Source organism: Streptomyces lydicus (assembly GCF_000717345.1).
Lineage (GTDB): Bacteria > Actinomycetota > Actinomycetes > Streptomycetales > Streptomycetaceae > Streptomyces > Streptomyces lydicus.
In genome coordinates, this window is sequence record NZ_JNZA01000004.1 from 202,827 (window position 1) to 223,409 (window position 20,583).

Consider the following 20,583-nt stretch of genomic DNA (forward strand, 5'->3'; position numbering starts at 1 on the left):
GCAGGTGGTCGGTCAGCGAAGCGGGGTGAGGGTGTGCCGTACGGCGCGCTGGGCGCGGCCGAGGGCGGCGGCGCAGGCGTCGGGCGTGTCCCCCACGGCGATCAGGGCGGCGAGCCGGGGCACGATGCCGCGCGGAGGCAGCAGCAGGACGGTGCCGGGCGCGGCGAGCGGGACGGCGCGGTTGAGGCCGGGTACGGCCGCGGCGTCGGTCAGGTCGAGGGACGCGACGGTGCCGTCGTGGTCGGGGTAGACGAAGCGGACCTCGGCGCAGCGGTCGTGCAGCGGCGTGCCGGTGGGGGTGCGGCCGAGGGCGAGGTCCGCGGCGGCCTCGACGGGGTCGACGCCGGTGGCGAGGGTGCCCAGCAGGGGGATGAAGTCGCCGCCGAGGCGGCCGTTCACCTCGACGACGCGGGGTCCGGTGGGGGTGAGCCGGAGTTCGGTGTGGGTGAGTCCGGTGCGGATGCCGAGCGCGGTGTGGGCGCCGGTGACGACGGACCGTACCTCGTCGGCCCAGGGCTCCGCGCGCCACGGGGCGACGAGGTGGCCGACCTCCTCGAAGTACGGCGCGAATCCAAGCCGTTTGCGGGCCACGTTGACGATCCGGGCGGTGCCGTCGGACACCGCGCAGTCCACGCTGATCTCGGGTCCGGGCAGGTACTCCTCGACGATGGCGCCGGCGGGTGTCCGGATGCCGGGGAAGGCGGCGGCGCGGGCCTGGTCGTAGGCGCGGGCGACCTGGGCGGGGTCGCCGGCGAGGGTGACGCCGATGCTGCCGGCCAGCGCGCGGGGTTTGACCACGACCGGCCAGCCGAGTTCCTCGGCCGCCGCCAGCGCTTCGTCGCGGCTGTGCACGTGGCGGAAGCCGGCCGAGGGCACGCCCGCGGCGCCGAGCAGCCGCCGGGTGGCCAGTTTGTCGCGGCAGCGGCGCGCGGCCTGTGGGCTCATGTGGGGCAGGCCCAGCCGGCGGGCGACCTCCGCGGTGGTTTCCAGGAGGGTTTCGTCCCAGGTCAGGATGGCTCCGGGGCCGGGGTGGCCGGTCAGCAGCGCGGCGACGGCGCGGGTGGTGGCGGTGGCGTCGGAGGTCTCGGCGGTGCGGAACCGGTCGGCGACGAAGGGGCGTTGCCAGTCGGGGTGGGTGTGCTGGACGAGCGCGGTGCGGACCCGGGCGGCGACGGTCTTCAGTGCGTAGGCGCGGTAGGGCGGGTTGCCGCAGCCGACGAGGACGAGCCGGCCGGGGGCCTCGGGGTCCACGGGGTCGCATTCCAGCGTCGCGGTGCGCATCGTGCGGCGCAGTGCGGCGGTGACCTGTGCGCTGCTGGTCCCGTGGAAGCGGAACCGTGCGCCGGTGTGCTCGTATCCGCCGCCGGTCAGCAACGCGCCGGTTTCCGGGAGGACTTCGGCGTACGGCAGTTCCGCGTGCGGGCCGGTCCCGCGTGGGGAGGTGGCCGCCCGCACCCGGCAGGGCATCGGGACGGACGGGGGCACCAGCAGCCAGCCGGCCACCCGCGCGGGGCCGGGGGCGGGGCGGGGGATGCGGTACGGGGCGCCGGTCTGGTGCGCGAAGGCGGCGGCCATCAGGTCGATGCCGTGCACCTCGCGCCAGACGAAGGGGACTTCGGCGCCGCCGGGGCGGCCGCCGATCTCCAGGACGCGCAGCGCGCCGTCGTCGCTTTCGAAGAGTTCCAGGTGGAAGACGGCGGGGCCGGTGAACAGGGCGCCGGTGGTGGCGGCGGTGAGTTCGCCGATGCGGGCGAGGAGTCCGGGGTCGTCGATCTCGACCGAGCCGAGGGCGGTGCCGGTGGTGAATTCCAGGCAGGTGTTGAGGTAGCGGGAGGCGCGCCAGACGCCGGGGCCGTCGCCGGTGTGGATGCCGTCGACGTGCAGGACGCGGTCCGGCCGCCATTCCTGTACGAGCAGTGCGTCGTCGTGCGGGAAGGGGTGGGCGGCGAGGTGTTCCGGGGTGTCGAGCCGGGTGATGCCGGCGCTGGCGGTGCCGCGCCGTGGTTTGACCAGTACCGGCCAGCCGTGCCGGGTGGCGAAGGCGGCCACCGCTGCGTGGTCGGGGGCCGCGGCGGTGGCGGGTACCGGGACGCCCGCCGCGGCGAGCCGCTCGGCCATCAGCAGTTTGTCGCGCAGCGGCAGCAGGTCGGTGGCGCGCTGTCCGGGCAGGTCGAACTCCCCGCGCAGATCGGCCGCGAGGTCGAGATCGGTCTCCTGGAGGGCGACGATCCGGGTGGGCGGGCCGGTCTGTTCGACGAGTGAGTCGATCGCGTCGCGGACCGCCTTGAGGTTCTCGGCGCTGTCCACCAGCCGTACCGCGGCGGCCTGTTCGGTGGGCAGGTGGCGGGCGGCGCGTTCGGTGGTGAGGTAGCTGACGCGGTGGACGGAGTGGTCGAGGTAGGCGGCGTAGTCGGCGTAGCGGTCGGTCCAGCGGTGGATGATCATCACGTGTTCGGGCACGGCGGCCTCCTGGGGCGGGGCGAGCACGGGGGCTGGGGTGGGCGACAGGGGGCGGCCGGTGGTGCGGCTCGGTGCGGCGCCGGGGTGGTAGGTGGGGGGGCGGTCCGGCGGGCGGCGGCCGGTCGGGCGGGCGCGGCCCGCGGTGCGGCAACTCCGGTGGCCGGTGGGCGCGGCGAAGCGGGGTGGTGCTGCTTCAGGAGGCCGCGGCGGCGGTGAGCAGGCTCTCGTGCAGGTCCCACAGCACCTCGGCGCACCGCTCGCGGCCGAGGTCCTTGGCGGTGAGCCGGACGGAGAGGGCGTCCGGGCTCTCCAGGGCGCGGGCGTAGCAGCGCGGGCCGATGGTGGTGAAGGGTTCCTCCCAGGTGAGGGTGGGTGGGCCGGCGGGCCACGGGGCGCGGGGCGGTGGGGCGCCCGCGGCGGTGTCGTCGGGTACGGCCACGTAGTTGTAGGCGCAGGCCGGTTCGGCGGCGCCGGGCATACGGGCCCGCAGTGCGGCGACGGCGGTGACGTCGTGCATGCCGTGCCGGAAGGCGGCGAGGCCGCTCCAGTGGACGGCGTCGGCGAGCTTGACGAGGTCGTCGGTGCGGGCGTCCTCGATCAGTGCCGGCACCCACTGGTTCATGGAGGTGACCAGGCCCTTCCAGCGGCCGGCGAACCGGTTGGCGCTCATCAGCTGGACCAGCAGGGTGTCGGCGCCGCAGGTGCGGGCCACGCTGCGGACGTAGGCGGCCAGCAGGACGCTGGAGACCGACACCCGGGCGCGTTCGGCGACGAGGTGTGCGGCGGGGCGGGCGGGGGCGGAGTGCAGGGTGGCCTGGACGGTCCCGCCGGTGGTGGCGGGGGTGCGCGGCAGTGCGGCGGGGGGTGCCTGGGTCAGGGTGTGCGTCCAGTGGTCGAGCGCCGCGGCCTGCCGGCGCAGCCCGGCGGGTCCGTACTGCTCGGCGGCGAGCTCGGCGGGCCCGGGCGCGGCGGGGACCGGCCCTCGGGGGGCGGTGAGTTCCTGGCGGAATTCCTGGTGCAGGAGTTCCTGCGCCCAGGCGTCGGCCGCGATGTGGTGCTTGACGAAGAGCAGGTGCGAGGGGGCGCCGTCGCGGGTCAACAGCCGTGCACGCCACGGCAGTTGCCGTTCGAGGTGGAAGGGTTCGGCGGCCAGCCCGGCGGCGAGGGCCAGGGAGTCGGCGTCCGCGCCCTCCAGTGCGGTCAGGTCCTCGTCGAGGTCGGCGTCGGGCGGCAACTGCCGTGGTGTGTCGGCGTCGTGGAGGTCGTAGCGGGTGCGCAGTGACGGGTGCCGTGCGGCGAGGGTGCGGACCGCCGTGCGGACCCGCGCCGGGCTGACGCCGGGCGGAAGGCGCCAGGCTGCCGCGTTGTTGGGCTCGTGCCATCGCCGGGCCGGCAGTTCTCGGATGTCGTGCCACACCGAGAGCTGCCCCAGCGACAGCGGTACTTCCTCGGACATACGCTCCCCCATTGGCGTACTTCCATAATACGGAATTTGATTTCCATGCAGAGCTGACGCTGCCACAATCCGTTGAAGTCTGTCCAGGCTCAACCGGCAGCAGAGACCCGCAAACGTGACCCACCTCACACGTCACCCCCCTCGCGAGCATGAGAGCCTGATCACCAATCTACGGAATCCGTTTTCCGCTGAACGGAATTGGTTGACCCCGGGGACGGCCGGTCGACCGCCGCCGGACGCCGCCCGCACGCGGCCGCCGCGCGAGGTGCCCAGGAGTGCACGGCACCGTCAACTCGCCCCGGACCGGCCCGGATTCACCGTTCCCGCACACCACGAGGGGTCGCCACACCGTGAGTCAGCAGCCGCCCGCCCCGGCCGGTTCCGCCGGGGAATTCCTCCACGACTTCCTGCTCGCCGCCGCCCGGCACACTCCCGGTGCCCCCGCCGTCATCGAATCCGCACCGCCCGGCGGGACCACCGTGACCACCTACGCGGAACTCGACGCCCTGACGGAGCGTTACACCACCGGGCTGCGGGAGCTGGGCATGGAGACCGGCGCCCGGGTGATCCTGGAGTCCGACACCACCGCCCACGCCCTCGCGATGCTCCTCGCCTGCTCCCGGGCCGGCCTGACCTTCGTCCCGGTGAGCCCCGAAACCCCCGCGGACCGGCTGCGGTCCGTGCTGGCCACCGCCCGGCCCGCCCTCCACGTCCAGGCGCCGGGCGGGATCCGCGAGCACCTCCCCGGAACGCTCGGCACGGCCCGGTTCGGCCCGGACGGGCTGACCGTCGAGCGGGCGCCCGAGCGCCACCGGCCCCGGCGCCGGGTCCCCTGCGTCACGGACCCCGCGTACATCATCTTCACCTCCGGCACCACGGGCCGGCCCAAGGGCGTGGTGATGAGCCACCGGGCGGTGACCGCGTTCTACCGGGGCATGCTGGCGCACCGCATCGCCACCCCGGAGGACCGGATCGCCAGCACCTCGCCCCTGCAGTTCGACTTCTCGCTGCTCAACATCGGCCTGGCGCTGGGCAGCGGGGCGAGCGTGGTGCCCGTCCCGCAGGGCCTGGTGCGCTGGCCGCGCCGGCTGCTGCGGGTGCTGCGGGAGACCGGCGCCACCCAGGTCAACGGCGTGCCGTCGATCTGGCGGCAGACCCTGCGCCACGAGCCCGAGCGGCTGGCCGCCCTCGACCGGCTGCGCTCCGTCCTCTTCTGCGGCGAGGAGTTCCCGCTGCCCGAGCTGCGCCGGCTGCAACAGCTGCTGCCACAGGCCCGCATCATCAACTGCTACGGCGCCACCGAGTCGATGGCCTGCTCCTTCGAGGACGTGCCCAACCCCCTGCCCGAGGACGCCGAAAAGCTCTCCATCGGGGTCGCCCACCCCGGCGCCGAGATGCTCCTGGTCGACGAGGACGGTGCGGTCGTCGACGAGCCCGGCGTCCCGGGCGAGATCCATCTCCGCAGTCCCGCGCTCTTCTCCGGCTACTGGGACGATCCGGAGGCCACCCGCGCGGCGCTGGTTCCCGACCCGCTGTGCCCGCAGTCCGGCCAACTGGTGCTGCGCACCGGGGACCTGGCCTTCCGGGGGGACGACGGCGGCTTCCGCTTCTGCGGCCGGACCGACTCCCAGGTGCAGATCAACGGCAACCGCGTCGAACTGGGCGAGGTGGAGCGCCGGTTGACCGAGTTCCCCGGCGCGACCGCCGCGACCGCGATGGCGCTGCCCAGGCTCGACGGCGGCGGTCTGCAGCTGACCGCCTTCGTGGTCCTGGCGGCGGGCCGGGCGACGGCCGGCCGGACCGCCGGCGACCCCGCGGCGGCCGATCCCGCCGCGACGGCCGCGGCCGAGCTGCGCGCGTTCTGCGCGCAGACGCTGCCCGCGTACATGGTCCCGCAGGAGATCCAGCTGCTGGACGCGCTGCCGACGACCTCGAACGGCAAGGTCGACCGCACGGCCCTGGCACACGGCGCCCGCCCGGAACCCGCGCCGGCCCCGGCGCCCGGCACCTGATCCTGCATCGGCCCCCGCCCCGTCCCCGTCCGTAGCCCGCGGCTGCGGTCGCTGACCCGCCCGCCCGTACGTCCCGGAGGAGACCCCCTTGAGCAGACTCGACACGTCCGGCCCGCTGATCGGCGAGCCCCGCCCCGGCCGGCTGCGGAGGTACCTCCAGGTGCGGGCGGGCGGACTGCCCGGCGCGTTCTGGGTGCTCTGGGGCGGCTCCCTGGTCAACCGTCTGGGCTCGATGGTCAATCCGTTCCTGAGCCTCTACCTCACCGGGGTCCGGGGGGTCTCCCTGGGTGACACCGGCCTGGTGCTCACCGTCGTCGGCGTCGGCTCGGTCATCTCCCAGCCGCTCGGCGGGTTCCTCGCGGACCGCTTCGGCCGCCGGGCGGCGCTGACCGGCGGCATGCTGGCGAACGGCGCGACCCTGCTCACCCTCGGCCACGCCCGCAGCCTCACCGTGCTCGTGCTCGCCTGCTTCGTCCTCGGCATCACCATCGACCTGTTCCGCCCCGCCGCCCAGGCGCTGGTCGCCGACGCGGTGCCCGCCGCCGACCGCACCCGCGCGTACGGCCTGCTGCTGTGGGCCGTCAACCTCGGCTTCTCGGTCGCGATGGTGCTGGGGGGCTATCTCGCCTCGCACGCCTACCAGTTGCTCTTCTGGCTGGACGCCGGGGCCTGTGCGGTCTTCGGGGGGCTGGTCTGGCTGGCCGTACCCGAAACCCGCCCGGGCGGACGGCAGCGCACGGCCGGCAGCTACCGCACCGTGCTGCGGGACCGCACCATGCTGGCCTTCGCCGGGATCATCGTGGTCTACGCCGTCGTCTTCCAACAGGCTTTCGCCACCCTCCCGTTGGCGATGCGGAGCACCGCGATGTCCAGCAGTGCGTACGGCCTCGTCATGGGCGTCAACGGGGCCGTCGTCATCGCGATGCAGCCGCTGATCGGCCACCGGCTGGCCGCCTTCGACAAGAGCCGGCTGCTCGCCACCGGCTTCGCCCTCGCGGCCTGCGGCAACGCCGTGACGGCCGCCGCCTCGACGACCGTCGTCTACGGCCTCGCGGTCGCGGTCTCCACCCTCGGCGAGATCCTGGTGTTCGCCGTCACCGCGGCCGTCGTCGCCGACCTCGCGCCCACCGCCCTCCGCGGCCGCTACAACGGCCTGATCGGCATGGCCTGGGGCACCGGCTTCCTGATCGCGCCGCTGGCCGGCACCCGCCTGCTCACCTTCGGCTCCACCACGCTCTGGCTGACCTGCGCCGCCCTCTGCCTCGTCGCGGCCCTGGCCCAGCTCTCCCTGGCCCCCGCCCTCCGCCGCCACGCCGCCCGAAGCGCATCGGAAGGAACCTCGCCATGACCGGAGTCCTGCTGCTCGAAGCCGATGTCTCGGCGGGCGAGGACCTGCTGACGGCCGCCGCCGGACTCGGCCTGGACGCCTACGCCGCCACCCACGAGGACCTCTTCGGGCACTACCGCCCCGAGCTGACCGCGAAGATCACCGCCCCGGTCTTCACCGACTTCAGCCGCCCGCAGACCGCCCTCGCCGACCTGACCGGCTTCTGCCGTAAGGCCGGCATCCGCGGCATCGTCCCCTGCTGGGAGTTCCTCACCCCGCTGGCCACCCGCCTCGCCGCGGCGCTGGGACTGCCGGGCCACCTCCCCGCGCGCGCCGACGCCTGCCGCAACAAACGCCCGATGGCCGAGGCGTTCGCCGCGCACGGCGTCCCGTCCCCGCGCACCCTCACCGCACCCGACCACGCCACCCTCAGCCGGCGCATCGCGGCGGCCGGACTGCGCTTCCCGCTCGTCGTCAAACCCGCCGAGAACGCCGCGTCCATCGGCGTCTCGGTGGTCCGCTCGGCGGATGGGATCCCGGACGCGGCCCGGCTCGCCCGGTCCCAGACCCACAAGTTCCCGCACGGCATCGCACTGGACACCACCCTGCTCGCACAGGAGCACGTGGACGGGGCCGAGTTCAGCGTCGAGACGCTCGTCACGGACGGCACCGTGCACCACCTGACGGTCACCGAGAAATTCACCACCGAGGGCACCAGCCGCGCCGAACTCGGCCACACCGTCCCCGCCGAACTCCCCCCGGCCGTACGCGACTCCGTGTACGCCGCCGCCACCGCCGCCCTTACCGCCCTCGGGCTGCGCAACGGCATCGCGCACACCGAACTGAAGGTGGACCCCGACGGCCGCCCCCAGGTCATCGAGGTGGGCGCCCGGCCGACGACACCCCACTCCCCCACCCTCGCATTCGCCACCGATTTCGTCGCAACAAACTCCATGGACAACGAATTCCGCCACACGATAGACAAAGACTCATGGAATCAGCAGACACCGCACGCCCCGCGCACCCCCGGCAGCTACCGGAGACCGACCGCACCCGCCATCGCCGGCTGCGCGAGCAGGGCCGTCTCGACCGCGACGTCCTCGACGCCGTGCTGGCCGCCGGCTTCGTCTGTCACCTCGGTGTCACCGTGGACGGCACCCCACTCGTCGTCCCCACGGTCTACGGCGCGGACGGCGACACGCTCTACTTCCACGGGTCGGTCGCCAGCCGCAGCCTGGCCGCCTCGCCCGGGGCGCCCGTCTGCGTCACCGTCACCCACGTCGACGGGCTGGTCCTCGCCCGTTCCGTGTTCGAGCACGGCGTCAACTACCGCAGTGCGATGGTGTTCGGCACACCCCGGCCGGTCACCGACCCGGACGAGAAGCTGGCCGGGCTGCGCTGCCTGACGGAACAGGCCGCCCCGGGCCAGTGGGACTACGCCCGACCCCCGAGCCGCAAGGAGCTCGCCGCCACCGCACTGCTGGCCCTCTCCCTCGACGAGGCGTCGGTGAAGGTGCGCACCGGCCCGCCGGACGACGGCGACGGGCCCGACGCCGCGCTGGGCCTCTGGGCCGGCGAACTCCCCCTGCACACCTCCTGGGGCCCCCTCCGGCCCGACCCACGACTCCCCGCCGGCATCGAACCCCCGCCCCACCTCGCCGCCCGCCCGACTGCCACGGAAGGCTAGGGCGTGTTGTTTGGATCAGGGCGGATCAGGGAGCGGGGTCTGGTGCGTGCGATCGCAAGGCGGAGGAGGGAGTCGACGCGGAGCGTCGGCGAGTGACGACAACGCGGCGAGCGTGCGTGCCAGACCCCGCGAGCCCGCCATGATCCAAATGACACGCCCTAGTCGCAGCAGCATGCGTCGTCCCGTCCTCGGTGGTGCGCGGCAGCGACCGGGGCGTCCAGCGCGGTTCGCGTCCGGCGGGAGCCGCGGTCCGGTCCTGGATGGTGCCGCGGATCCGCCCTAGTGCACGCAGAACTCGTTGCCCTCCGGGTCCGTCATGACCACCCACTCCCCGGACGGTTCCTTGACGTGGTTCAGGGTCCGGGCCCCGAGGGCGCGGAGGCGCTCGACCTCCGTGTCCAGCTCGCCGGCGCGGCCGTGCAGGTCGATGTGCAAGCGGTTCTTGGCCGCCTTCTTCTCCGCCTCCGGTACGCGGTTGAAGAGCAGCCGACGCCCCAGACCCGTGCCGCTCTCCGTGTCGTACGGGTCGTCGGGATGGCGTACCGCCGCCGCGTCCCGCCAGGCGCGCCGGTCGTGGTGGCCGACGACGATCTCGGGCGGGACGGCGCCGCGATCGAGGAGCTTGCCGATGAGGACGCTGTGATCCTCGACCTCGTAGCCGAGTGCCGCCGCCCAGAAGTCGGCCTGGGCGTGCGGGTCGTGGGCGTCGACAACGAGCTTCCAGTGCAGTGGAGTTGTGGTCATGGTCCCCACTTATAGCCGCCGGCACTGACATTTCGGGGCCGGCGCCCTCACCCGGTCGAGTGGTGCCCGGGGGTCGTCCGCCGTGCGCACGCGGTCACCGACTCACCGACCTCAGCACACGGCAGGACACCTCAGCACACCGCAGCACACCGCAGCACACCGTGGGAACGATTTCGGACGCGCTCCCCGTGGCTCCGGACGTGCCCGCGCCCTGCGGAACGACTCCTCTAGCGTGTCCGTATGGACGAGACGGACCCGGCCGGACCGCCGGACAGCGAGGATCCGGCCTTTCCGGCCCGTCAGTCGGCGCGCTGCGCCGATCTGGCGGAGCTGGACGCGCGGGTGGTGCGCTGCCGGGCCTGCCCCCGGCTGGTGGAGTGGCGCGAGCAGGTGGCCGCGCAGCCGCGCGCGGCGTTCCGGGACTGGGAGTACTGGGCGCGGCCGGTGCCGGGGTTCGGCCCGCCGGACGCCGCGCTGGCCGTCGTCGGCCTGGCACCCGCCGCGCACGGCGGCAACCGCACCGGGCGGATGTTCACCGGCGACGCCTCGGGCGACTTCTTGTTCGCCGCCCTGCACGCGGTGGGTCTCGCCTCGCAGCCGACCGCGACGCACCGGGGCGACGGGCTGGAGCTGTACGGCGTGCGGGTCACCGCACCGGTGCACTGCGCCCCGCCGGACAACAAGCCGACGCCCGCCGAACGCCGCACCTGCCGCCCCTGGCTGGCGACCGAGCTGGAGTTCCTCGCGCCGAGCCTGCGCGCGGTGGTGGCACTGGGCGCCGTCGGCTGGCAGGCGGCGCTGCCCGTACTCGGCGACGCCGGATGGCCGCTCCCCCGGCCCCGCCCCGCCTTCGGCCACGGCGCCGAACTGACCCTGCCCGCCACCGGCCGGCGGCGGCAATTGCACGTCCTGGGCAGCTACCACCCCAGCCAGCGCAACACCTTCACCGGCCGCCTCACCTTCGACATGCTCGTCGACCTGCTCACCCGGGCCGCGCGACGCGCGGGTCTGGAGAGGAGCGACTGACCCGTGGCTTCAAGAGCGGGTACGGCGGCTGACGGGTGCGGGTTCCGCCCACAGCCGCCGACCGGGGCCGGCGGGCGGCCGGGCGGCCGGATGTCCGAAAAGAGGTTCGATGCGCCCGCAAGATCACGTAATGTGTGAACCGCATGAAAACGAACAAGCGTCGCAGTCGTCGTCACCGTGACTGCGCGGGGGGAAGGAAAAACTCCATGAAGGCATCCCGCATCCGGCGCGGTGTCGCCGGTGCCGCCGCCGTCGTCGCCCTGGCCGGGGCCGGCGTCCTGGCCACCGCACCGATGGCCGCGGCCAAGGCCAACCTGATCGCGATCGACAAGGTCTCGCTGGACGGGGCGGGCCTGCGGGTGAACGTCACGTACTCCTGCGACCCCGGAATGAACCACCAGCTGGTCGCCAACGCCGAGGAGATCACCTCGTCCAAGCTCAAGGGGTACGGCGCGGGCACCATCAAGGTCGACAAGCTCGTCTGCGACTACGCCGACCACACCGCAGAGGTCCGGCTCAAGCCGGCCGCCACCCTGGGCTTCGAGAAGGGGGACAAGGTGAAGGTCACCGTCTTCTACTTCGACGACGACGGCTTCCGCTACGCCGACACGAAGGCCACCGCCACCGTCTGAGCGCGGCACTGCCCGCCGCGAGGGCCCTCACCCCGGCCGCGTCCCCCAACTGAGGGCGTGACCACCGGAGTTGAGGGCCCCATCGGCGCGGGCATCGGTGGACGGCCCGGCCTCACTTCAGGTGCCGGCCGAAGAACCGGTCCCCGTCCTCCACCTCGAACCACGGGGTGCCGACGTGCCCGCCCAAATTGGCGTGCAGCGTCTTCTCCTTGCTGCCGAAGGCGTCGAACAGGTCCAGGGCCCGTTGCCCGGGGGTTCCCTTCGTCGTCCCACTGGAGCAGGAACAGCAGCGGAATGGTGACCTGCCGGGCCTCCTCGCGCTGGGCGCGGGGGACGTAACCCCCGGCGAAGAAGCCGACGGCCGCGATGCGCGGCTCGACTGCCGCAAGGCGGATGCCGACGGCGGTCCACCCCGAGTACCCGACCGGGCCGCCGATCTCGGGCAGCGCAAGGAGGGCGTCCAGGGTGGTCCGCCATTCCGGGACCGCGTTCTCGACCAGCGGGGCGATGAAGGACTCGAAGATCTCATCGACCGGCTCGCCGGCCTGCATCGCCCGGCGGAGGTCGGCGCGGGCCTGCTCATCGGCGGCGGAACGGGGCCGGTCACCGCACCCGGGGGCGTCGATGGTGGCCACCGCGTAGCCCTGCGCCGCGGTGTACCGGGCCCGGGCCACCAGCCGGGGTTGCCGCCTGGGCAGGCCGTTGTTGTGGGCCATCAGGACCAGCGGGACCGGTGCGGCGGATTCCGGCGTCCACAGGGTGCCGGGGGTCTCGCCGAGGGTGAATTCGCGCGCGAGGACGCCGTCGTCGAGACGCTGTTCAGAAGTGACGTGCATGGTCGTGCCTTTCGGGAGTGCTCTTGAACGGCGCTCCCGGACGACGACCTATCGCCCGACCGTGACCCCGGAGGGGAGCACCCATGTCGATACTGCGTTCACGGGTACCACCTCCTCGTTCTCTCGCACGGCCTCCGGAAAGTAGCAGTGGTCGCCGTGGTTCGCCATTGAGTTTCTGCGGCGGCTCCGGATGCCGCCAGTACGCCGAGTTCGGCGACCGAACCAAGACCGGCAGTCGCGGCCGACGGTGCGCGGGTTCGACGCACCCCGAGCTGTGAGCTGGATCACGGTTGAGGTTGACCTTGGGGCAGGGCGGAAGCTCGTCGCAGCGGCACGACGCCGACGCGGGCACAGCAGATGTGAAGGAGCACACCACCATGTCCACCACCCTTTCCGGCCAGGGGCAGGATCGCCCGGAGTTGCAGGAGGCGATCGAGGAGATCGTCGAGTCCGGTTTCGTCGGGGTACAGCTGCGGGTGAACGACGAGTACGGCGAGTGGGTCGGCAGCGCCGGGGCGCGCGAGTTGGGACGCAGCGCCAAGCCACTGACCAACGGGCACTTCCGCATCGGCAGCAGCACCAAGAACTTCGTCGCGACCTCGGTGCTCATGCTGGTGGCCGAGGGCAAGATCGACCTGGACGTCCCGGCCGATGACTACCTGCCCGAGTGCGGGCTGGACCGGCGGATCACGGTGCGGATGCTGCTGCAGCACACCAGTGGGATCTTCAACCACACCGGCGAGCTCTACGAGGACGGGACGTTCGCGCCCGGGGTCCCCTGGCGGGGCAAGGAGTGGGTGGACAACCGGTTCAAGACCTACCTGCCCGAAGAGCTGGTACGGCTGTCGTTGTCCAAGCCGGCGCGATTTGCGCCGGGGACGGGCTGGAGCTACGCCAACACCAACTACGTGCTGGCGCGGTTGGTGATCGAGAAGGTCACCGGCCGTTCGTTCGCCGAGGAGTTGCAGCGGCTGATCCTGGGGCCGCTGGGGATGACCGGCACCGTGGCGCCGGGCACCTCGTCGGAGATCCCCGAGCCGCACAACCACAGCTACTACCGCTACGAGGACGCCGGTCAGGAGAAGACGGTCGACATCACCCGCGAGAACCCCTCCTGGGTTTCGGCCGGTGGTGACATGATCTCGACCACGCAGGATCTGCACACGTACTTCTCCGCGCTGATGGGCGGCAAGCTCCTGCCGGCCGGGCTGCTGGCCGAGATGCGCACCCCGGAGGCCACCGTCGGCTACGGCCTGGGGCTGTTCGTGCAGGACGCGGGCCCGAAGGGCGGCACCGTCTTCCACCACAACGGCGGCATGGCGGGCTCGGCGGCGCTGATGTACAGCACGCCCGACGGCACGAAGACGCTCACCGCCGGGCTGACGTGTGTGGGCGACGCCGATCTGTCGATAGCAGCGGCATTCCAGAACGCCCAACAACGGCTCGTCAGCGAGGTGTTCGGCGGCGGGCCGCTCAAGGCAGGCTGAGCAGATGATGAACGGAGTCACGATCGGGCAGGCGGCGGCATTCGTCGGCGTCACGGTGAAGACGGTGCGGCACTACCACAAGCTCGGCCTGGTCGAGGAGCCGGAACGCGACAGCTCCGGCTACCGACGGTACGGATCGGACGAGCTGCTGCGGCTGGTACAGGTCCGCACGCTGGCCACCGCCGGGGTGCCACTGGCCGGGATCGGGCCCCTGCTCGACGCCGACGCCGAGCAGTTCGCCGCCGCGCTCGCCGGCGTCGAGCGGCAGCTCACCGAACGGATCGAGGAGCTGACCGCGCAACGTGAGACGCTGCACCGGCTCGCCGACGGCGACCGGGCCCTGCTGCCCGACCGCGCCGTGGCGCTGCTGGAGCGGATGCCCGGCCTCGGCTTCAGTCCCGACTACGTGGCCGCGCAACGTGAGGCCCTGGTGCTGGCCCGGGCGCTGGTACCGGAGGGCTACGACGGCTTCCTGACCCAGCTGGAACACGGGCTCGACGACCCGGGGTACATCGACCTGACCCGGCGCGGCTGGGAGGCCGAGACCTGGGAACCGGACGACCCGAGGATCGAGGAACTCGCGACCGCCATGGCCGACCACTACCTCGCCAACCCCACACTGCTGGGGGATCCCACCAGCCTGAATGCCTGGGCCAAGGCTTCCGCCCAGTACAAGCTGATCAACAACCACCGGAAGGACCAGGCGCCGATCTCGGCCCGGCTGACCGCGCTCACCGAGACCAAACTCCGCGCCGCGGGCGTACCCCTCCCACGCCGGTAAGGGGCGAGGTACGGCCCAGCGGCGCCCTCGCGCCCGTTCGGCGGGCGCGGGTCGCCGGGAAGTCGGATGCGGGAACGGCGAGCCGAACCGTAGCCTCGCGCGATGAGCAGTTTCGCGACGCACCGTCAGCGGGTGCACGACACCGGCCGTTCGGCCCGGGCGCGGCACGCGGCGCTGCGTACCTGCGTGGCGGACTTCGCGCCGTTCGGTTTCCGCGCGACCTACCACCACCTGTGCCACCGCGCCCGGATCCCCGCCGAGTTGGCTGCCGACCCCGCCTCCTTGGTGCGGGCGGTCGAGGAACTGCATGCGGCGCGCCGGCTGTGGCTGGCCGATGAGTCCGCGTTCGTGGCGCGGCGGCGACGGGAGAAGGCGGCAGGGATGCGCCGCCCGGCGCCGTACGACCGTTGGCGTTACCGGGCGCATGCGCCGGCCTATTGTCCCGACCCGGAGTTCCACCCCACCGAGCCGCTCCCCACCGTCGTGCGGCGTCTGCTGGCTGCCCCCGTCCCGGCCGGCGGTGCGCCACCGCGCTGCCCCGTCTGCGGGAGCGGAGCGGGGACGGTGCGGTGGCACAGCGGGCACTTCCGGTATCTGCTGTGCGCGGGGTGCGGGGTCAGCCGCGACGCGCAGCCGACCGAGGTCGACCGGGCCGTCCTCGCCGCCCGGGAGGAGCGGTGGCGGGAGGTCTGGCGGCGTACGGCCTGACAGCGCAGTGAGGTAGCCCCCGGTCGACGGCGGTGTGTCAGGGGAAAGCGTCGCCCGGGTGGGGGCGAACCGGGTCTCCCTGTCACGGCGTCCCGTACACCGGCTGCGGGGCCCGGGCGCCGGCCAGGAGTTCGCGGGCCGTTTCGCCGGCTTCGGCCGGGGTCCAGCGGGCGCCCTTGTCCGCCGTGGGGCCGGGGTGCCAGCCCTCCATGACGGTGATGCGGCCCGCCTCGGCCTCGAAGACCCGGCCGGTGACGCCGGCGCTGGCCGCGGAGGAGAGCCAGACGACGAGCGGGGAGACGTTCTCCGGGGCCATCGCGTCGAAGGTGCCGTCGGTGGGGGCGGCCATCGCTCCCGCGAAGGTGCGCTCGGTCATCCGGGTGCGGGCGGCCGGGGCGAGGGCGTTGACCTGGACGCCGTAGCGGGCCAGTTCGGCGGCAGCGACGAGGGTCAGGCCGAGGATGCCGGCCTTGGCGGCGGAGTAGTTGCCCTGGCCCACGCTGCCCAGCAGCCCGGCGCCCGAGCTGGTGTTGACCACGCGCGCGTCGGGCGTACGGCCGGCCTTGGCCTCGGCCCGCCAGTGCGCGGCGGCGTGCTTCAGCGGCAGGAAGTGGCCCTTGAGGTGGACGCGCACGACGGCGTCCCAGTCGTCCTCGTCGAGGTTGACGAGCATCCGGTCGCGCAGGAACCCGGCGTTGTTGACCAGGGCGTCGAGCCGGCCGTAGGTGTCCAGGGCGGTGGCGACGAGGGAGGCGGCGCCGTCGGTGGTGGTGATGTCGCCGGTGTGGCGGACGGCCCGGCCGCCGCGGGCGCGGATGGCGTCGACGACGTGCTGGGCCGGGCCGGACGAGGCGCCGGCGCCGTCCGCGGCGACCCCGAGGTCGTTGACCACGACCTGCGCGCCTTCGGCGGCCAGGGCGAGGGCGTGGGCGCGGCCGAGACCGCGGCCGGCTCCGGTGACGGCGACGACGCGGCCGGTGCAGATTCCGGGCATCTCACTTCTCCTTGGCGGCCGACGGTGCGGTGGGCCGGTTGACGGTGGCGGCGGCGAGGAAGGCGGGGCGCTCCCCGCCGCCGTGGACGAGCAGGCTCGCGCCGGTCAGGTACGCGGCGCGGTCGGAGGCGAGGAACACGCAGGCGTCGCCGACCTCGGCCGGGGCGGCCAGCCGCCCGAGCGGCACGGTCGCGCCGACCGCGGCGACGCCCGCTTCGTCGCCGTAGTGCAGGGCGGCGCGTTCGGTGTGCACCATGCCGAGGACGACGGTGTTCACCCGGACCTCGGGGGCCCATTCGACGGCCATGGAGCGGGCGAGGTTGTCCAGGCCCGCCTTGGCCGCTCCGTAGGCGGCGGTGCCGGGTGAGGGGCGGGTGCCGCTGACGCTGCCGATCATGAGGATGCAGCCGCCGGCGGGCCGGCCGCGCATCACCTCGTAGGCGGCGAGGGACGCGGTCAGCGGTGCGGTGAGATTGAGGTCGAGGACCCGGGCGTGCCGGTCGGGGCCGGCGTCGGCGAGCAGGCGGTGCGGCGTCCCGCCGGCGTTGTTGACCAGGCAGTCGAGGCGGCCGTGGGCGGCGGCGAGCCGGCCGAAGAAGTCCCGTACGGCGGGCGGGTCGCGCAGGTCCACGGGGTGGAAGCGGGCAGTGCGGCCGGCCGCGGCGACCGGGGCGTCCGGGGGGCGGCGGGCGCAGATCGCCACGTCGGCCCCGGCCCGCAGGAAGGCGCGGGCGATTCCCGCGCCGACACCCCGGGTGCCGCCGGTGACCACTGCCAGCCGCCCGGACAGATCGAGGGTCAGGCTCACTCGGCACCCCTCCCGCAGCGCGCCCGGCGCTGCTAACTTCGCTACCTAACAAACGCTTGGTGGAAAGGTAGCTGATCTGCTCATGGGTGTCTCCACCTCCCGGCCCGAACCGGGCATCGCGGTCGTCACCATGGACTTCCCACCGGTCAACGCCCTTCCCGTGCAGGGCTGGTACGCCCTCGCCGACGCCGTGCGGGCGGCCGGCCGCGACCCCGGCGTCCGCTGTGTCGTGCTCACCGCCGAGGGCCGCGGCTTCAACGCCGGGGTGGACATCAAGGAGCTGCAACGGGACGCCGCGGCCGGTGGACGGCAGGCGCTGCTCGGCGCCAACCGCGGCTGCGCGGAGGCGTTCTCGGCGGTGTACGAGTGCGCGGTGCCGGTCGTCGCCGCGGTGCACGGGTTCTGTCTGGGGGGCGGAATCGGGCTGGCCGGGAACGCCGACGCGATCGTGGCCAGCGACGAGGCGGTCTTCGGCCTGCCGGAGCTGGACCGGGGCGCGCTCGGGGCCGCCACCCACCTCGCCCGGCTCGTCCCCCAGCACCTGATGCGCGCGCTCTACTACACCTCGCGCACCGCCACCGCGGACGAGCTGCGGGCACACGGCTCGGTGTGGCGCGTCGTCCCCCGGGACCGACTGGGCGCCGCGGCACGGGAGTTGGCCGGCGAGATCGCCCGGAAGGACGGATCCCTCCTGCGCCTCGCCAAGGCCGCGCTCAACGGCATCGATCCGGTCGACGTGCACCGCAGCTACCGCTTCGAGCAGGGCTTCACCTTCGAGGCGAACCTCAGCGGCGTCGCCGACCGGGTACGCGACACCTTCGGCCAGGAGGCCCGGACATGACCGACAAGACCATGACGCCCGAGGACGTGGTCGGCCGCCTGCGCAGCGGCATGACGCTCGGCATCGGCGGCTGGGGCTCGCGCCGCAAACCGATGGCCCTGGTGCGGGCGCTGCTGCGGTCCGGCGTCACGGATCTGACCGTGATCTCGTACGGCGGGCCGGACGTGGGCCTGCTCGCCGCCGCCGGCCGGATCCGCAAGCTCGTCGCGCCGTTCGCGACGCTCGACTCGATCCCGCTCGAACCGCACTTCCGCGCGGCCCGGCAGCGCGGGGCGTTCGAGCTGACGGAGGTCGACGAGGCGATGTTCATGTGGGGGCTGCGGGCCGCCGCCCACCGGCTGCCGTTCCTGCCCGTCCGGGCCGGCATCGGGTCGGACGTGATGCGCGTCAACCCCGGCCTGCGGACGGTCACTTCACCTTACGAGGACGAAGAGACGCTGGTCGCCATGCCGGCCCTGCGCATGGACGCGGCGCTGGTCCACGTCAACCGCGCGGACCGGCTGGGCAACGGCCGCTACCTGGGCCCCGATCCGTACTTCGACGACCTGTTCTGCGAGGCCGCGGACACCGCGTACGTCTCCTGCGAGGCACTGGTGGACGGCTTCCCGGCCGCCGCGCTGCAGACGCTGCTGGTCAAGCGGCACACGGTCACGGGTGTCGTCGAGACGCCGCACGGCGCGCACTTCACCTCGTGCGTCCCCGACTACGGCCGGGACGAGGCGTTCCAGAAGCTGTATGCGACCACGCCCTGGCCCGAGTTCGCGGCGCGCTTCCTGTCCGGTCCGGACGAGAAGTCCTACCGGTCGGCCGTCGACGCCTGGCACGAGGAGCAGCGGTGACCGAGACCCTCCCGGCGACCCGCGCCGAGTACTGCGTGATCGCCTGCGCCGACGCCTGGCGCGGCAACGGCGAGGTGCTCGCCAGCCCGATGGGCGCGATCCCGTCCTTCGGTGCCCGGCTCGCCCGGCGCACCTTCTCCCCCGACCTGCTGCTCACCGACGGCGAGGCGGTCCTCGTGGGGCCCGACGGGCAGACCGAGGGCTGGCTGCCCTACCGGCAGCACCTGGCGCTGGTCACCGGCGGGAAGCGGCACGTCATGATGGGCGCGAGCCAGCTCGATCGCTTCGGCAACCAGAACATCTCCTGCATCGGCGACTGGCGGCGCCCGGACCGCCAGCTGCTCGGGGTACGCGGCGCGCCCGTCAACTCCGTGAACCATCCGGTGAGTTACTGGGTGCCCCGGCACTCACCGCGGGTCTTCGTGGCGAAGGTCGACATGATCTGCGGCGTCGGCTACGACAGCGCGGCCGCCGCCGGGCCGTCCGCGACCCGCTACCACCGCATCCCCCGCGTCGTCACCGACCTCGCGGTCCTGGACTTCGAGACCCCGGACCGGGCCATGCGGCTGGCGTCCGTCCATCCCGGTGTGACGGTCGGGCAGGTGCAGGAGGCCACCGGTTTCCCGCTCGTACTGCCCGACGAGGTGCCGCACACCCGGGAGCCCACCGCAGCGGAACTGCGGCTGATCCGGGACGTCATCGACCCCGAGGGACGGCGCGACCGCGAGGTGCCGGCGGCATGACGGACGCCCGGATGGTGACCCCGCTGACCGAGCTGGTCGGGGTGCGGCACCCGCTCGTACAGACCGGCATGGGGTGGGTGGCGGGCCCCCGCCTGGTGTCGGCCGCCGCCAACGCGGGCGCACTGGGCATCCTCGGCTCCGCCACCATGACCGTCGAGCAGCTGCGCGCCGCGGTCCGTGAGGTCAAGTCCCGTACCGGGGCGCCCTTCGGGGTCAATCTGCGGGCGGACGCGGGCGATGCGGCGGAGCGCGTACGGGTCGTGGTCGACGAGGGGGTGCGGGTCGCCTCGTTCGCCCTGGCCCCCTCGCGCGAGCTGATCGCCCGGCTCAAGGACGCCGGCGTGCTCGTCATCCCGTCCGTCGGGGCCCGCCGGCACGCCGAGAAGGTCGCGGCCTGGGGCGCGGACGCGGTCGTCGTCCAGGGCGGTGAGGGCGGCGGGCACACCGGGAGCGTGGCGACGACCGTGCTGCTGCCCCAGGTCGTGGACGCGGTCGGCATCCCGGTGATCGCCGCCGGCGGCTTCTGCGACGGCCGGGGACTGGTCGCCGCGCTCGCCTACGGAGCGGCCGGGATCGCCATGGGCACCCGGTTCCTGCTGACGTCGGACAGCACCGTGCCGCGTGCCGTGCAGGACCGCTATCTGCGGGCGGGCGTACGGGACATCACCGTCACCACGAAGGTCGACGGGCTGCCGCACCGGATGCTGCGCAGCGAGCTGGTGGCGGCGCTGGAGCGCTCCGGGCGGGCCGCCGCGCTGCTGCGGGCCGTGCGCCATGCCGCGTCGTTCCGGAAGCTGTCCGGGCTGAGCTGGCCGCGGATGGTCCGGGACGGCCTGGCGATGAAGCACGGCAAGGAGCTGACCTGGAGCCAGGTCCTGCTGGCCGCCAACACCCCGATGCTGCTGCGGGCTTCCATGGTCGAGGGCCGCACCGACCTCGGTGTGATGGCGTCCGGTCAGGTCGCGGGGCTGATCGAGGACCTGCCGTCCTGCGCCGAGCTGGTCGAACGGATCATGGCCGAGGCGGCGCACACCCTGCGCGCGCTGCCCGGCCCCGCGCACGACACCTCCTGACCGCCCGGCGCGCGGGACGCCGTCAAACACCCCGCCATGTCACAGCAACGGCACACACCGGCGGGAGAGGCAACACGACAATGCACGGTGCGGCGCGCGCCCTGCGCGTATTCCGGCACCTGCCCGGCG

The 20,583-nt window shown here is 73.6% G+C and carries 17 protein-coding genes and 2 pseudogenes; 13 read left to right on the top strand and 6 right to left on the bottom strand.

The window, feature by feature from the left end; translation table 11 throughout:
- Positions 1–12: 12 nt before the first annotated feature.
- Entirely contained in the window at positions 13–2,460 is a 2,448-nt protein-coding gene (locus tag OO62_RS40455) for an ATP-grasp domain-containing protein (RefSeq protein WP_063738971.1), read from the bottom strand.
- A 193-nt stretch (positions 2,461–2,653) separates the two neighbouring features.
- Positions 2,654–3,916 (bottom strand): condensation domain-containing protein, encoded by a 1,263-nt coding sequence (locus OO62_RS05090; RefSeq protein WP_033265946.1) that lies wholly within the window; start codon positions 3,914–3,916, stop codon positions 2,654–2,656.
- 350 nt (positions 3,917–4,266) lie between these two features.
- Between OO62_RS05090 and OO62_RS05095 the strand changes: the two genes are divergently transcribed.
- The 4 genes and pseudogenes from OO62_RS05095 to OO62_RS05110 all read left to right on the top strand — a co-directional run bounded on the left by OO62_RS05095 (position 4,267) and on the right by OO62_RS05110 (position 8,942).
- Positions 4,267–5,928, top strand: a complete 1,662-nt coding sequence (locus OO62_RS05095) for an AMP-binding protein (protein ID WP_033266044.1) — start codon at positions 4,267–4,269, stop codon at positions 5,926–5,928.
- Between the two features lie 88 nt (positions 5,929–6,016).
- On the top strand, positions 6,017–7,276 hold the full coding sequence (locus tag OO62_RS05100; protein WP_078617017.1) for an MDR family MFS transporter: 1,260 nt from the start codon (positions 6,017–6,019) through the stop codon (positions 7,274–7,276).
- Positions 7,273–8,148, top strand: a pseudogene (locus tag OO62_RS37630) (ATP-grasp domain-containing protein); the annotation flags it as partial. The gene OO62_RS05100 and the pseudogene OO62_RS37630, both read left to right, overlap by 4 nt.
- A gap of 98 nt (positions 8,149–8,246) precedes the next feature.
- Positions 8,247–8,942, top strand: coding sequence for a pyridoxamine 5'-phosphate oxidase family protein (locus OO62_RS05110; RefSeq protein WP_033265947.1), 696 nt, complete (start codon positions 8,247–8,249; stop codon positions 8,940–8,942).
- Positions 8,943–9,221: 279 nt separating this feature from the next.
- On the opposite strand, the gene OO62_RS05115 is transcribed toward OO62_RS05110, so the two are convergent.
- Entirely contained in the window at positions 9,222–9,686 is a 465-nt protein-coding gene (locus OO62_RS05115; RefSeq protein ID WP_033265948.1) for a VOC family protein, read from the bottom strand.
- Positions 9,687–9,926: 240 nt separating this feature from the next.
- Between OO62_RS05115 and OO62_RS05120 the strand changes: the two genes are divergently transcribed.
- Together OO62_RS05120 and OO62_RS05125 are read left to right on the top strand one after the other, a co-directional pair.
- Positions 9,927–10,712: a uracil-DNA glycosylase gene (locus OO62_RS05120; protein WP_033265949.1), complete on the top strand. Its 786-nt coding sequence runs from the start codon at positions 9,927–9,929 to the stop codon at positions 10,710–10,712.
- A 206-nt stretch (positions 10,713–10,918) separates the two neighbouring features.
- Positions 10,919–11,344, top strand: coding sequence for a hypothetical protein (locus tag OO62_RS05125; RefSeq protein WP_033265950.1), 426 nt, complete (start codon positions 10,919–10,921; stop codon positions 11,342–11,344).
- A gap of 112 nt (positions 11,345–11,456) precedes the next feature.
- Here the strand turns inward: OO62_RS05125 and OO62_RS36340 are convergent.
- Positions 11,457–12,180 (bottom strand): annotated as a pseudogene (locus OO62_RS36340) (dienelactone hydrolase family protein).
- A gap of 377 nt (positions 12,181–12,557) precedes the next feature.
- Here OO62_RS36340 and OO62_RS05135 point away from each other — a divergent pair.
- The 3 genes from OO62_RS05135 to OO62_RS05145 all read left to right on the top strand — a co-directional run bounded on the left by OO62_RS05135 (position 12,558) and on the right by OO62_RS05145 (position 15,156).
- Positions 12,558–13,667: a serine hydrolase domain-containing protein gene (locus OO62_RS05135; protein ID WP_033265951.1), complete on the top strand. Its 1,110-nt coding sequence runs from the start codon at positions 12,558–12,560 to the stop codon at positions 13,665–13,667.
- 4 nt (positions 13,668–13,671) lie between these two features.
- Positions 13,672–14,448, top strand: coding sequence for a MerR family transcriptional regulator (locus tag OO62_RS05140; protein WP_033265952.1), 777 nt, complete (start codon positions 13,672–13,674; stop codon positions 14,446–14,448).
- 102 nt (positions 14,449–14,550) lie between these two features.
- Positions 14,551–15,156, top strand: a complete 606-nt coding sequence (locus OO62_RS05145; protein WP_033265953.1) for a hypothetical protein — start codon at positions 14,551–14,553, stop codon at positions 15,154–15,156.
- Positions 15,157–15,238: 82 nt separating this feature from the next.
- Here the strand turns inward: OO62_RS05145 and OO62_RS05150 are convergent, their stop codons facing one another.
- Complete coding sequence (locus OO62_RS05150; RefSeq protein WP_033265954.1) at positions 15,239–16,150, bottom strand: SDR family oxidoreductase; 912 nt, start codon at positions 16,148–16,150, stop codon at positions 15,239–15,241.
- Position 16,151: 1 nt separating this feature from the next.
- On the bottom strand, positions 16,152–16,958 hold the full coding sequence (locus tag OO62_RS05155) for an SDR family oxidoreductase (RefSeq protein ID WP_033265955.1): 807 nt from the start codon (positions 16,956–16,958) through the stop codon (positions 16,152–16,154).
- An 82-nt stretch (positions 16,959–17,040) separates the two neighbouring features.
- Here OO62_RS05155 and OO62_RS05160 point away from each other — a divergent pair, with 82 nt between their 5' ends.
- The 4 genes from OO62_RS05160 to OO62_RS05175 are packed head-to-tail and all read left to right on the top strand — an operon-like array spanning position 17,041 to position 20,454.
- A complete protein-coding gene (locus tag OO62_RS05160) occupies positions 17,041–17,799 on the top strand; it encodes an enoyl-CoA hydratase family protein (protein ID WP_033265956.1) in 759 nt (252 codons plus the stop codon).
- Complete coding sequence (locus tag OO62_RS05165; protein WP_033265957.1) at positions 17,796–18,638, top strand: CoA transferase subunit A; 843 nt, start codon at positions 17,796–17,798, stop codon at positions 18,636–18,638. Before OO62_RS05160 ends, OO62_RS05165 begins: the two co-directional genes overlap by 4 nt.
- Entirely contained in the window at positions 18,635–19,381 is a 747-nt protein-coding gene (locus OO62_RS05170; RefSeq protein ID WP_033265958.1) for a CoA-transferase subunit beta, read from the top strand. The genes OO62_RS05165 and OO62_RS05170 overlap by 4 nt, the downstream gene beginning before the upstream one ends.
- An 11-nt stretch (positions 19,382–19,392) precedes the next feature.
- The gene (locus OO62_RS05175) at positions 19,393–20,454 is read left to right on the top strand and encodes an NAD(P)H-dependent flavin oxidoreductase (RefSeq protein ID WP_033266047.1); all 1,062 of its coding nucleotides are present in this window, start codon (positions 19,393–19,395) and stop codon (positions 20,452–20,454) included.
- Positions 20,455–20,583: the final 129 nt, after the last annotated feature.